General features: G+C 52.8%; 9 protein-coding genes and 2 rRNA genes. 3 read left to right on the plus strand and 8 right to left on the minus strand.

The window, feature by feature from the left end; genetic code table 11:
* Window positions 1–6 precede the first annotated feature (6 nt).
* From bcsA to bcsR, 3 genes are read right to left on the minus strand one after another with little or no spacing between them, the layout of a single operon-like run.
* Complete coding sequence (bcsA, locus tag AAHF05_RS21280) at window positions 7–2,622, minus strand: UDP-forming cellulose synthase catalytic subunit (protein ID WP_129324564.1); 2,616 nt, start codon at window positions 2,620–2,622, stop codon at window positions 7–9.
* Window positions 2,619–3,371 (minus strand): cellulose biosynthesis protein BcsQ, encoded by a 753-nt coding sequence (gene bcsQ, locus AAHF05_RS21285; protein WP_129324563.1) that lies wholly within the window; start codon window positions 3,369–3,371, stop codon window positions 2,619–2,621. Before bcsQ ends, bcsA begins: the two co-directional genes overlap by 4 nt.
* A gap of 11 nt (window positions 3,372–3,382) precedes the next feature.
* The gene (gene bcsR, locus AAHF05_RS21290; RefSeq protein WP_008503237.1) at window positions 3,383–3,571 is read right to left on the minus strand and encodes a cellulose biosynthesis protein BcsR; all 189 of its coding nucleotides are present in this window, start codon (window positions 3,569–3,571) and stop codon (window positions 3,383–3,385) included.
* 172 nt (window positions 3,572–3,743) lie between these two features.
* On the opposite strand from bcsR, the gene bcsE reads away from it, so the two are divergent.
* From bcsE to bcsG, 3 genes are read left to right on the plus strand one after another with little or no spacing between them, the layout of a single operon-like run.
* Complete coding sequence (gene bcsE, locus AAHF05_RS21295; protein WP_129324562.1) at window positions 3,744–5,306, plus strand: cellulose biosynthesis c-di-GMP-binding protein BcsE; 1,563 nt, start codon at window positions 3,744–3,746, stop codon at window positions 5,304–5,306.
* Window positions 5,300–5,497 (plus strand): cellulose biosynthesis protein BcsF, encoded by a 198-nt coding sequence (bcsF, locus tag AAHF05_RS21300; RefSeq protein ID WP_028018362.1) that lies wholly within the window; start codon window positions 5,300–5,302, stop codon window positions 5,495–5,497. Before bcsE ends, bcsF begins: the two co-directional genes overlap by 7 nt.
* The gene (bcsG, locus tag AAHF05_RS21305; RefSeq protein ID WP_129324561.1) at window positions 5,490–7,169 is read left to right on the plus strand and encodes a cellulose biosynthesis protein BcsG; all 1,680 of its coding nucleotides are present in this window, start codon (window positions 5,490–5,492) and stop codon (window positions 7,167–7,169) included. The genes bcsF and bcsG overlap by 8 nt, the downstream gene beginning before the upstream one ends.
* 44 nt (window positions 7,170–7,213) lie before the next feature.
* Here the strand turns inward: bcsG and AAHF05_RS21310 are convergent, their stop codons facing one another.
* The 5 genes from AAHF05_RS21310 to AAHF05_RS21330 form a co-directional block, all read right to left on the minus strand.
* Complete coding sequence (locus AAHF05_RS21310) at window positions 7,214–8,206, minus strand: glycosyl hydrolase family 8 (protein ID WP_129324560.1); 993 nt, start codon at window positions 8,204–8,206, stop codon at window positions 7,214–7,216.
* Between the two features lie 7 nt (window positions 8,207–8,213).
* Entirely contained in the window at window positions 8,214–9,185 is a 972-nt protein-coding gene (birA, locus tag AAHF05_RS21315) for a bifunctional biotin--[acetyl-CoA-carboxylase] ligase/biotin operon repressor BirA (RefSeq protein ID WP_108091158.1), read from the minus strand.
* Window positions 9,182–10,210: a UDP-N-acetylmuramate dehydrogenase gene (gene murB, locus AAHF05_RS21320; RefSeq protein ID WP_129324559.1), complete on the minus strand. Its 1,029-nt coding sequence runs from the start codon at window positions 10,208–10,210 to the stop codon at window positions 9,182–9,184. The genes birA and murB overlap by 4 nt, the downstream gene beginning before the upstream one ends.
* 124 nt (window positions 10,211–10,334) lie before the next feature.
* Window positions 10,335–10,450: ribosomal RNA gene (rrf, locus tag AAHF05_RS21325) — 5S ribosomal RNA — on the minus strand.
* A gap of 72 nt (window positions 10,451–10,522) precedes the next feature.
* Window positions 10,523–13,427 (minus strand): 23S ribosomal RNA (locus tag AAHF05_RS21330).
* Window positions 13,428–13,493 lie beyond the last annotated feature (66 nt).

The following is a 13,493-nucleotide window of genomic DNA, read 5'->3' on the forward strand; positions in this document are numbered from 1 at the left end:
TTATCATCATTGTTGAGCCATAACCGGGTCCGCCTGCTTCGCCTCATCCCGCTCAGGACGACGAGGAATGAACGACACGACCCAGGAAACCAGCGAAGTAAGTGACCGGAAAATTATTTTCACCGACGACGGGGCAAATTCTGCAAGGTGACGATAGCCACGGAACCCCAGCTTCAGAATATCCAGCAGGCTTTCCAGAGGTTTATCTTCCGGGAAGCTGTCCTGCCAGAGAGCCCACGTATCCGCGCGGGCAAACGTACACTGCACAAAATCAATATGCTGCTTTTTGGTCAACGGCATCAGCTGCAGACCGACTTCATCCCCGGCCACACGAACAACTTGCGTCGGGAAGACATACTCCTGCTGGCCGCGTTTAAGCAGCAGGTTAACTTTTTGCCCTTCCAGCACTTTCGCCTGACCGTTGATTTTGATCCCAAGACCACCGTCAGAGAAGTCGTGCACGGTACAGGAGAAGAGATGTCCATCTTCACGGGCAAGCGCTGCAGGCATACAGATTTCAACACGATGCGCACGACGTACCTGCTTGCTCTCTACCGACACGGCAACTGCGCCACCGAGGATAATCAGGTTATAGAACACCCATGCCATACTCACGAACACGGTCAGGATCTCGTTTTCCGGGCCATAGAAGTAGCGCCAGATACCCGCGATAACGCCAACGATGTTCAGCAAAACCAGGAAGATATACGGACGGGAGATCACCCAGTCGACATACTCCTCTTCCACCAGACCACCCTTCGCGGTGACGTTAAATTTACCTTTGTGCGGGTTAATCAGCGCCACCATCGTTGGCGGGGCGATATACCAGGCCAGCACCGTTTCGTAGATTTCACTCCAGAATGAATGGCGGTATTTACCCTGAATCTTCGAGTTTGTCAGGCTCGCGTGGATCATGTGCGGCAAAACAAACAGCGCAATCATCAGCGCCGGGGCGTAGATGATATAAGCGTGAAGAAGCAGAAAGGCCAGTGGCGCAGTCAGGAAAATCAGCCGCGGGATACCGGACAAGAAGTGGAACATGGCGTTGACGTAGCAAAGACGCTGCGCCAGCTTGAGCCCTTTCCCAATCAGGGGGTTATCGAGACGGAAAATCTGCACCATGCCGCGTGCCCAGCGAATACGCTGGCCAATGTGCGCCGACAGTGACTCCGTTGCCAGACCGGCGGCCTGGGGAATACGCATATAGGCAGAGGTATAACCACGACGATGCAGACGCAGCGAGGTATGCGCATCTTCGGTGACCGTTTCAACCGCAATACCCCCAATTTCATCCAGCGGTTTGCGGCGGATAACCGCACAGGAGCCGCAGAAGAAGGTGGCATCCCACATGTCGTTCCCATCCTGTACAAGGCCATAGAACAGCGTGCCTTCGTTCGGGGTTTTACGGAAACGGCCGAGGTTACGTTCAAACGGATCTGGCGAGAAGAAGTGGTGCGGCGTCTGCATCATCGCCAGCTCTTTCTCTTTCAGGAACCAGCCCATGGTCATCTGCAGGAACGAGCGCGTCGGCACGTGGTCGCAGTCAAAGATCGAGACAAACTCGCCAGTGGCATACTTCAGCGCGTTGTTGATGTTCCCGGCTTTAGCATGCTCGTGAGTTGGACGGGCGATGTACTCTACGCCCACCTCTTCCGCAAACTGGCGGAACGCCGGACGGTTGCCGTCATCGAGGATCCAGACTTTGAGTTTATCTTTTGGCCAGTCGATACCCAGCGCGGCATAAATGGTGTTTTTCACCACGCTCAGATCTTCGTTGTAGGTGGGCACAAAGAGATCAACCGACGGCCACTGCGCGGTATCTTTTGGCAGCGGAACCGGCTGGCGGTTGAGCGGCCAGATCACCTGGAAATAGCCCAGCACCAGTACAATCCACGCGTAGGTTTCTGCAAACAGCAGCACCAGGCCGCACACCAGGCTGACCGGATCGTCCCAGTTCAACGTTGAGGTATAACGCCACCAGATGTAACGGCAGGAGACGGTCAACGACAATACAATCAGCATCAGGGCTGAGAAACGCCCCGGAATACGGCGAACCAGCAATGCCACGCCCCACAGCAGGATCAGGAAGGTGAACTGTGCCAGCGGGTTAAAGGGTTGCGTAATACAGACCAGCGCCAGGATGAGCGAGAAGACGACGATCACGCCGAGAATAAAACGCCGCAAGCCCGGGTGAAGATGCCCGAGCTCTTTATGGTTGTCCAGATGGCTGGTCTTATCGGTAACGCTATCGGGCAATCTATCCAGCCACTGATGGTACCGCTCACGTAACTGCTGAACGCGAGAGAAGCTGCGCCAGTGCGGCACTTTTTTCTCCGACCGGGGGGACGTTGCCACCAGCCAGATGGCCTGAATAAGATATCGCGCCGGATCCAAAGGCCGTGGCCGGTCCGGGTTAATATGCGGATATAACTCACTGTGCCGTGCACGTATGCGCTGCCAGCGCGGGTGTTCGAGTGGAATGAACATCCAGGCCAGAATCATCCAGAAACAGCCGAGCGCCGCGCTAAATGACGAAGCGCCATGCCGGCGAAAATGCCGGTAATGTTCGCTCAAACGCGAACTGACCGGCGGGATGAGTAACCAGCTGGCGAGACGACTCATACCGAATTCCCCGCAGGGTCCGCCGCGTTGGCGAAGTTCAACAGACACCAGTTAGCCAGTGTCAGAATTTCTTCTGCCGCCAGTGAATCGCTGCGGTATTCCCCGAGCGGTTGCTTAGAGGCGAGGCATTCTGCCATTCCCTCATCACGATGGATGACAATCGGAAGCAAGCGGCGCTGGCTTTGCAGCCACACCTGATACAGATCGTCCTGGATCTGGCTGCCAATGCGTAAATCGTTAATCAGAATATGTCCATTCTGAGGCAGCCCTTGCTGATGCAAACGGATATGGCAATTCGCATCGACGTTCACGATCGAGAGGACATGATCGCACTGCGCGATAAGCTGTCGGGTCAGCGTGCCGGAGCCATGCGGCAGATCCAGCAGGATCCATTTATAGTGCCCTTTTTCTTTCAGGCTCTGCAGCGCAAGCGTGAATTGCGAAAAAAGACGCTGATAAGCTGCCTCATTTTCGCGTTCCGCAGTGGTCAATTGACCAAAAGGCAGTAAATCAAGCTGGGAGGTATAACGCATACCCGCATCCCGCCAGTCTTTATCATCGAGCAGCGCGCGGGCCCACCCCTCCTCACGTGTAAAGTCGACGTTAAACGACATACGCAGCAAATTATCGGCGCAAGCATCAATAACCAGCACCGACTCACCTAAAAGCTGTAATGACCACGCCAGCGCCGCAGTCACGGATGTGGTACCCACCCCGCCACGGATGCCTTGTAATCCGAGTATGGCCATCAATGGCTCCCTTATTGTTGATGGGCAAATTCAGCTAATAACGGCCAACGTTTAATAGCCGCAGCCAACTGTTCCCGCTGGGAAATATCGGTGTAATCTATTTCAGGTAAAGAAAAGGCCTGCGTAAGCGCCAGAAAATCATTCTGGAATGTGTAACCCAGGGTTGAGTCGACTGGGGTACCGGGTTCATTATTATCCATTCTCTTCCATCCCTTTGAGTAAAATCGCATGTTCAGAAGTCGCGAGGCATCCTGCCTATCAAATTTCATTTACATGCTAAATCTGATGTTCTTTAATTTCAATGTTAGGTTTATTTCTACGCTTTCGCTAGTAAACTGAGATACAGATAAATTAGACGAAAAGAGGGACACCGTGGACTCCATATTTTCTATTGGCATCCAGTCATTATGGGACGAATTGAGCCACATGCCAGTCGGAGGAGTCTGGTGGATTAATACGGACCGAAATGAAGATGCTATCAGTCTGGTAAACCAGACAATTGCCGCGCAGGATAAGGATTCCCGCGTAGCCGTCATTAGCATGGGCGAAGACCCGAAGAAAATTATTTCACTCGAAAGTGACCGCGGACCGCAGTCTGTGCGATTATTTTCCATGTCATCGGAAGTCGATAGTCTATACTTTTTGTCCCGCGACGTTCAGTGCACTATTGATCCGGATCACCATTTAGTGATTCTTAAATGTGCAAATAACGTCCTGCAAAATATCCCCGCAGAAAAACTGCTGGCCTGGCTGGAAAAAATCAATAAATGGACAAAATTTCAAAATTGCACGCTATTGATAATCAATCCTGGCAGTAATAATGACAAGCTCTTCTCACTTTTAATGGGTGAATATCGTTCCCTGTTCGGTCTGGCAAGTGTGCGCGATCAGGTGGGCAGCTATCTCTACGACATTGCATTCTGGTGTAATGAAAAAGGCGTGAGCGCCAGACAACAGCTGACCCTTAAACATATCGAGGGTAAGTGGCTCCTGGCAAAGCAGGAAGAAACCGTGGTGCAACCACGTAGTGATGAAAAACGTATTTTGAGCCATATTGCGGTTTTAGAGGGAGCACCTGCTCTGTCAGAAAACTGGTCACTGTTTGAATCTAACGAAGCGCTTTTTCATGAAGCCCGCACAACGCAGGCAGCAACGATTGTGTTCTCGTTGATGCAGAATAACCAGATTGAGACGCTGGCCAGGCAAATCCACACCTTACGCCGCCAGCGCGGAAGCGCATTAAAAATAATCGTGCGTGAAAACAATACCAGCCTGCGCGCCACCGATGAGCGTCTGCTTTTGGGCTGTGGTGCAAATATGGTCATTCCATGGAATGCGCCGTTGTCGCGCTGCCTGACGCTTATCGAAAGCGTTCAGGGCCAGCAGTTCAGCCGCCATGTCCCGGAAGATGTAGCCACATTGCTCTCAATGACGCAGCCGATGAAACTGCGTGGATACCAAAAATGGGATACCTTCTGCGACGCCGTCAGCAACATGATGAACAACACGCTGCTTCCGGCAGACGGAAAAGGGGTCATGGTTGCCCTGCGCCCTGTACCGGGTATTCGCGTTGAACAGGCTCTCACGTTATGCCGCCCGAACCGCACTGGGGACATCATGACCATTGGCGACAATCGTCTGGTACTGTTTTTATCCTTCTGTCGGGTAAACGATCTCGATACCGCGCTTAACCACATCTTCCCCCTGCCAACCGGGGATATTTTCTCTAACCGTATGATCTGGTTCGAAGATAACTCTATCAGTGCAGAACTGGTGCAGATGCGCGCCCTCAAGCCTGAACAATGGGTTAAACCGCTCGTTATCAAGAGTGAGGTTAAACCGATTCTCAATGCCAGACATGATGGACACGTCTGGCGTCGGGTTCCGGAACCCCTTCGCTTATTAACTGAGAATGGGGAGAACGCGCCATCATGAGTATCAGCGATATCATTCAACTGGTCGTATTCTGCGCGCTGATCTTTTTCCCGCTTGGCTACTACGCGCGCCATTCACTGCGTCGTATCCGCGATACGGCCAGAATACTGTTTGTAAAACCTCGCTATGTAAAACCAGCCGGAACACTGACACGGGCATCACACGTCAAGGCAGACCGAAAACATGACTAATTCTACCTATACCGCTTCGTCACCCTCGCCGCTGTGGCAATACTGGCGCGGCCTTTCTGGCTGGAACTTCTACTTTCTGGTGAAGTTTGGTCTGCTTTGGGCAGGCTATCTGAATTTCCATCCTCTTCTCAACCTGGTGTTTATGGCCTTCCTGCTGATGCCTCTGCCAAATATCAGGCTGCATCGCTTACGCCACTGGGTGGCCATTCCTGTCGGCTTTGCACTGTTCTGGCATGATACCTGGCTACCGGGGCCAGACAGCATTATGAGCCAGGGATCGCAGGTGGCCGGGTTTAGCGCCAGCTATGTCCTTGACCTGACCGAGCGCTTTATTAACTGGCAGATGATTGGTGCTGTCTTTGTGCTGTTGGTTGCATGGCTATTTCTGTCACAGTGGATCCGCGTCACGGTGTTTGTCGTCGCCATTATGATCTGGCTTAACGTGCTGACGCTTGCAGGCCCCGGTTTTTCTCTGTGGCCTGCGGGTCAACCGACAACAACCGTCACCACCACCGGCGGCAGTGCGGCGGCAACCGTCGCGACGGCGAGCGAGACGCCTGTGGTGGGGGATATCCCTACCCAGACCGCACCGCCGACCTCCACTAACCTGAATGCCTGGCTTTCCAGCTTCTATACCGCGGAAGATAAGCGACAGACTAAGTTCCCGGATGCGCTACCGGCAGATGCTCAGCCCTTTGAACTGCTGGTGATCAACATCTGTTCACTCTCCTGGGCAGATGTGGATGCTGCAGGTTTGATGTCGCATCCGCTGTGGTCACATTTCGACATTCAGTTTAAAGATTTCAACTCTGCAACCTCGTACAGCGGCCCGGCGGCAATTCGTCTGCTGCGCGCAAGCTGTGGCCAGCCATCACATAAAAACCTGTATCAACCGGCCGGAAACCAGTGCTATCTGTTCGATAACCTGGCAAAACTGGGCTTTACACAGCATCTGATGCTGGGTCATAACGGTGTGTTTGGTGATTTCCTGAAAGAGGTACGTCAGGAAGGAGGAATGCAGGCTCCGCTGATGGATCAAACGGGTCTGCCGGTTTCTCTGTTGGGCTTCGACGGTTCACCTGTTTATGACGATACCGCCGTGCTGCAACGCTGGCTGCAGACCATCGAAAAGGATAATAATCCTCGCAGTGCGACATTCTTTAACACCCTGCCGCTTCACGACGGTAACCATTTCCCGGGCGTGAGCAAAACGGCAGACTATAAGGTGCGTGCGCAGAAACTCTTCGACGAGCTGGACGCATTCTTTACGGAGCTGGAAAAATCAGGCCGTAAAGTGATGGTGGTTGTGGTACCTGAACACGGTGGCGCGCTGAAAGGCGACAGGATGCAGGTGTCAGGTCTGCGTGATATCCCAAGCCCGTCGATTACCAATGTGCCTGCTGGCATTAAGTTCTTTGGTATGAAAGCCCCCCATCAGGGCGCACCGATTGAAATCACCCAGCCGACCAGCTATTTGGCTATCTCAGAACTGGTTGCCCGTGCCGTTGACGGGAAGCTGTTTGTAGAAGATAACGTGAACTGGGATCAGCTCACCAGCAATCTACCGCAAACGGCAGAAGTCTCTGAGAACGCCAACGCAGTGGTGATTCAGTATCAGAACAAACCTTACGTTCGCCTGAACGGCGGTGATTGGGTACCTTATCCGCAGTAAAATGGCATTGTTTCCCTCTCCCTGTGGGAGAGGGAATGCTCAGATTATTGTTGGGCGATCCACACCAGCATTTTCAGGCTTGCTGAATAGTAATCATCTTTTGAGGTGATTTCGGGTTCTGTGGAAGACTGTCCCATAGTTAAATCACGTACTGCCAGCAGGCCCCCTTCCATCATGTAGGGTGCATACTCGTTAGTAGTGACGTTAACCCAGGCGGGAGTTTGTTCCCGGGGAAATTGACCGAACCAGGCTCGCCACGGTGTCAGCAGTGGGCTTTGCTTATCAACCCAGGCCACATACAGCGGAATACGAATCGCATCGTAGCTCATCCTCGGTGCCCAACCTTTGGCCGGAGCCAGCTTGCCACCCGACGCCAGAGAGACCCAATCAGGGGGCAGATTCGCTTTACCCGAGCCCATTTTCCCCAGCAGGCGTTCTCCATCCTTAATCAATTCACGCCAGACCGCTAAATGACTACGCCCGGCAAAAGCCTGCCATGCCGGAAACACGAAATAGGAAGGGTTCAGTACCACTTCACCATCAAGGTTAAACCCCTGGACACCGGGTAGCATCACCCGGTAACCCGCATAGCGGATCACGTTGTGCTCGATCAGTGCTTTTGTAATTGCATCCGATGCAGCGCTGTAGCGTTTGTCATGCCAGCGCGCGTCGGCTTTTAACAGTGCCCAGGCAATCAGGACATCGCCATCTGAGGCGTTGTTCTTGTCGGTGACCGGGTTGGATTCTGCGGGGTTATAACGCCAGTAAAACAGGCCGTTCTCTTTGTTTTTAAGCTGACTGTCTGTCCATTGCCAGAGCTTATCGAACGTGGGTTTATCGTTGTTGGCCACCGCCATCAGCATGGCGAAACCCTGGCCTTCCGTATGCGAAACGTCACCATTGCCGGTATCGACAATGCGGCCTTCCGGTTTGAAAAAGCGTGCCTTATAACTTTCCCAGGCCTGACCCGCCTGAGAGAGAGGAGAGAAGAGCAAACTCATCATCACAGCCAGCGTAGCGCAGACGGGTTTTCGCATAATTAACTCATTCCGGTTGTTCAGCACTTCGCAGTGAAATTTCACCGCCCACCCACGGCTTGATCACACCATCCTGCTCCAGGAGCAACGCCCCCTGTGCGTCAATGCCACGGGATGTTCCGTAGATCTCTTTATCACCAATCAGTAATTTCACCGGGCGGTTGATAAAGTTATCCAGCTTTTCCCAACGAGACAGGAAGGGTGCCAGCCCCTCCTGTTCAAAGAGGATGAGTGAGCTGCGCAATTCCTTAATCATACGCACGGCGAGGGTGTTACGATCGATGACGATCCCCGCTTCCTGAAGATTAGTCCAGGCCTGATTCACCACATCATTTTGTACATTGCGCATCACCATGTTGAGGCCTGCGCCAATAACGATCTGCGCAGCATCGCCTGTTTTTCCTGTCAGTTCGACCAGGATACCTGCAAGCTTACGATCGTTCAGATACAGATCATTAGGCCATTTAACGCGTACTTTATCAGCACCCAGATCGTGCAGAACTTCTGCCATGACAATGCCAATAACCAGACTCAGGCCAATAGCGGCAGCAGGCCCCTGCTCAAGACGCCAGTACATGGACAGATAGAGATTGGCGCCAAATGGCGAGAACCATTTGCGGCCACGACGACCACGACCGGCCTGCTGATACTCCGCAACACAGGCATCTCCAGATTTCAGCTCAGGCAGACGATCCAGCAGATACTGGTTCGTCGAATCAATCACTGGCAGCACTGCAACATTGCCATATCCAATCTGGTTACGGATCGCTTCTTCATTCAGCAATTGGATTGGCTCCGGCAGGCTATATCCTTTTCCGGGAACCGTGAAGACATCCACACCCCAGTCACGGAGGGTCTGGATGTGCTTGTTAATGGCGGCACGGCTCATGCCGAGTTGCTCACCCAGCTGCTCGCCAGAATGAAACTCACCGTCGGCAAGAATGCCAATCAGTGTTAACGGGATGGTATTATCCTTCACGCGATGGTCTCCACGGCATTCACTTCACCAGTGCGGCCAATGAAGCGGACTTCTGGCTCCAGCCAGACGTTAAATTTTTCGCCCACGCACTGACGGACATGGTGTGCCAGCTGCACAACATCGCTGCCAGTCGCATTGCCCTGGTTGATCAGAACCAGAGCCTGCTGGCGATGCACTGCAGCCCCGCCCTTCGTGGCACCTTTTAACTGGCACTGATCGATGAGCCAGCCCGCTGCCAGCTTCACGCTGCCATCAGCTTGCGGATAATGTGGTGCAGCAGGCCATCCAGCGAGAAATGCTTTTGCATTTTCACCACTAATGACTGGGTTTTTGAAGAAACTCCCGGCATTTCCATTCACTTTTGGATCGGGAAGTTTGGTCATTCGCATATGGCAAACAGACTCAAACACCTCACGTGCGGTTGCAGTGGCTGGGTCAAGACGTGTTAAATCACCATAGGTGAGGATAGGTTTCCAGTTTTTCGCCAGACGCAGACCAACGGCCACAATCACATAGCGATCCTGGTATTCATGTTTGAAAATACTGTCGCGGTAGCCAAAACGGCACTGTTCGGCCGTCAAGCGCTGAGCCGTTCCGGTCTCCAGTTCAATACAATCGACATATTCGCAGACGTGTTTTAGCTCGATGCCGTAGGCACCGATATTTTGAATGGGTGACGATCCGGCACAACCTGGGATCAGTGCAAGATTTTCGAGGCCTGGCATCCCCTTCTCAAGGGTAAATTGCACCAGATGATGCCAATTTTCTCCGGCCCCTACGTGCAAATGCCAGCTATCAGCGCGCTCTTCCACATCAATTCCCATGATGCGGTTGACGATCACCGTTCCGGCAAAATCGTCGAGAAACAGGACATTACTTCCTTCGCCCAGAATCAGTACGGGTTCGTTATTTTCTGTTGCGCTTTGCCATGCACTCAGCAATTGCTGTGCAGTATCGGCACGTACAATTTTTTTAGCATTCCGTTGAATGCCAAAGGTATTCCAGGGTTTAAGGGAGTGGTTCATAGACGCTATCCTGATGCAAAAACGGAGGTAGTTTACCGTATAAGCAAGGAGTTGGGGGATTTGTTTGTGCGCCGTAGAAACGCAAAAAGGCCATCCTTCCGGATGGCCTCTTCACTTGTTTGATGCCTGGCAGTTCCCTACTCTCACATGGGGAGACCCCACACTACCATCGGCGCTACGGCGTTTCACTTCTGAGTTCGGCATGGGGTCAGGTGGGACCACCGCGCTAAAGCCGCCAGGCAAATTCTGTTAATCTGTATCAGAGCTGAAATTTGATTGTCTGTCTCTTCGCCGAAACAGCTTCGGCGTTGTAAGGTTAAGCCTCACGGTTCATTAGTATCGGTTAGCTCAACGCATCGCTGCGCTTACACACCCGACCTATCAACGTCGTAGTCTTCAACGTTCCTTCAGGACCCTTAAAGGGTCAGGGAGAACTCATCTCGGGGCAAGTTTCGTGCTTAGATGCTTTCAGCACTTATCTCTTCCGCATTTAGCTACCGGGCAATGCCATTGGCATGACAACCCGAACACCAGTGATGCGTCCACTCCGGTCCTCTCGTACTAGGAGCAGCCCCCCTCAATTCTCCAGCGCCCACGGCAGATAGGGACCGAACTGTCTCACGACGTTCTAAACCCAGCTCGCGTACCACTTTAAATGGCGAACAGCCATACCCTTGGGACCTACTTCAGCCCCAGGATGTGATGAGCCGACATCGAGGTGCCAAACACCGCCGTCGATATGAACTCTTGGGCGGTATCAGCCTGTTATCCCCGGAGTACCTTTTATCCGTTGAGCGATGGCCCTTCCATTCAGAACCACCGGATCACTATGACCTGCTTTCGCACCTGCTCGAGCCGTCACTCTCGCAGTCAAGCTAGCTTATGCCATTGCACTAACCTCCTGATGTCCGACCAGGATTAGCTAACCTTCGTGCTCCTCCGTTACTCTTTGGGAGGAGACCGCCCCAGTCAAACTACCCACCAGACACTGTCCGCAACCCGGATTACGGGTCTACGTTAGAACACCAGCCATTAAAGGGTGGTATTTCAAGGTCGGCTCCACGCAGACTGGCGTCCACGCTTCAAAGCCTCCCACCTATCCTACACATCAAGGACCAGTGTTCAGTGTCAAGCTATAGTAAAGGTTCACGGGGTCTTTCCGTCTTGCCGCGGGTACACTGCATCTTCACAGCGAGTTCAATTTCACTGAGTCTCGGGTGGAGACAGCCTGGCCATCATTACGCCATTCGTGCAGGTCGGAACTTACCCGACAAGGAATTTCGCTACCTTAGGACCGTTATAGTTACGGCCGCCGTTTACCGGGGCTTCGATCAAGAGCTTCGCGTTGCCGCTAACCCCATCAATTAACCTTCCGGCACCGGGCAGGCGTCACACCGTATACGTCCACTTTCGTGTTTGCACAGTGCTGTGTTTTTAATAAACAGTTGCAGCCAGCTGGTATCTTCGACTGATTTCAGCTCCACCCGCAGGGGCTTCACCTACATATCAGCGTGCCTTCTCCCGAAGTTACGGCACCATTTTGCCTAGTTCCTTCACCCGAGTTCTCTCAAGCGCCTTGGTATTCTCTACCTGACCACCTGTGTCGGTTTGGGGTACGATTTGATGTTACCTGATGCTTAGAGGCTTTTCCTGGAAGCAGGGCATTTGTTACTTCAGCACCGTAGTGCCTCGTCATCACACCTCAGCGTTAATAAGGTACCGGATTTACCTGGAACCTCCGCCTACATGCTTAAACCGGGACAACCGTCGCCCGGCTAACATAGCCTTCTCCGTCCCCCCTTCGCAGTAACACCAAGTACAGGAATATTAACCTGTTTCCCATCGACTACGCCTTTCGGCCTCGCCTTAGGGGTCGACTCACCCTGCCCCGATTAACGTTGGACAGGAACCCTTGGTCTTCCGGCGTGCGGGCTTTTCACCCGCATTATCGTTACTTATGTCAGCATTCGCACTTCTGATACCTCCAGCACCCCTCACAGGACACCTTCAACGGCTTACAGAACGCTCCCCTACCCAACAACACATAGTGTCGCTGCCGCAGCTTCGGTGCATGGTTTAGCCCCGTTACATCTTCCGCGCAGGCCGACTCGACCAGTGAGCTATTACGCTTTCTTTAAATGATGGCTGCTTCTAAGCCAACATCCTGGCTGTCTGTGCCTTCCCACATCGTTTCCCACTTAACCATGACTTTGGGACCTTAGCTGGCGGTCTGGGTTGTTTCCCTCTTCACGACGGACGTTAGCACCCGCCGTGTGTCTCCCGTGATAACATTCTTCGGTATTCGTAGTTTGCATCGGGTTGGTAAGCCGGGATGGCCCCCTAGCCGAAACAGTGCTCTACCCCCGAAGATGAGTTCACGAGGCGCTACCTAAATAGCTTTCGGGGAGAACCAGCTATCTCCCGGTTTGATTGGCCTTTCACCCCCAGCCACAAGTCATCCGCTAATTTTTCAACATTAGTCGGTTCGGTCCTCCAGTTAGTGTTACCCAACCTTCAACCTGCCCATGGCTAGATCACCGGGTTTCGGGTCTATACCCTGCAACTTAACGCCCAGTTAAGACTCGGTTTCCCTTCGGCTCCCCTATACGGTTAACCTTGCTACAGAATATAAGTCGCTGACCCATTATACAAAAGGTACGCAGTCACACCACGAAGGTGCTCCCACTGCTTGTACGTACACGGTTTCAGGTTCTTTTTCACTCCCCTCGCCGGGGTTCTTTTCGCCTTTCCCTCACGGTACTGGTTCACTATCGGTCAGTCAGGAGTATTTAGCCTTGGAGGATGGTCCCCCCATATTCAGACAGGATACCACGTGTCCCGCCCTACTCTTCGAGTTCACAACCTGTGCATTTTCGTGTACGGGACTATCACCCTGTATCGTCGGACTTTCCAGACCGTTCCACTAACACACAAGCTGATTCAGACTCTGGGCTGCTCCCCGTTCGCTCGCCGCTACTGGGGGAATCTCGGTTGATTTCTTTTCCTCGGGGTACTTAGATGTTTCAGTTCCCCCGGTTCGCCTCGTTAACCTATGTATTCAGTTAACGATAGTGTGACGAATCACACTGGGTTTCCCCATTCGGACATCGCCGGGTCAAAGGTTCATATCACCTCGCCGGCGCTTTTCGCAGATTAGCACGTCCTTCATCGCCTCTGACTGCCAGGGCATCCACCGTGTACGCTTAGTCGCTTAACCTCACAACCCGAAGATGTTTCTTTCGATTCATCATCGACTTGCGAAAATTTGAGAGACTCGAACACA

The sequence above is a fragment of the Enterobacter adelaidei genome (genome assembly GCF_041937165.1).
In the GTDB taxonomy this organism is placed as follows: domain Bacteria; phylum Pseudomonadota; class Gammaproteobacteria; order Enterobacterales; family Enterobacteriaceae; genus Enterobacter; species Enterobacter adelaidei.

Bases quoted from the DNA above. Each gene is read 5' to 3' on its own strand.
- bcsA (WP_129324564.1), bottom strand. From the start codon at position 2,622: ATGAGTCGTCTCGCCAGCTGGTTACTCATCCCGCCGGTCAGTTCGCGT.
- bcsQ (WP_129324563.1), bottom strand. From the start codon at position 3,371: ATGGCCATACTCGGATTACAAGGCATCCGTGGCGGGGTGGGTACCACA.
- bcsR (WP_008503237.1), bottom strand. From the start codon at position 3,571: ATGGATAATAATGAACCCGGTACCCCAGTCGACTCAACCCTGGGTTAC.
- bcsG (WP_129324561.1), top strand. From the start codon at position 5,490: ATGACTAATTCTACCTATACCGCTTCGTCACCCTCGCCGCTGTGGCAA.
- AAHF05_RS21310 (WP_129324560.1), bottom strand. From the start codon at position 8,206: ATGCGAAAACCCGTCTGCGCTACGCTGGCTGTGATGATGAGTTTGCTC.
- murB (WP_129324559.1), bottom strand. From the start codon at position 10,210: ATGAACCACTCCCTTAAACCCTGGAATACCTTTGGCATTCAACGGAAT.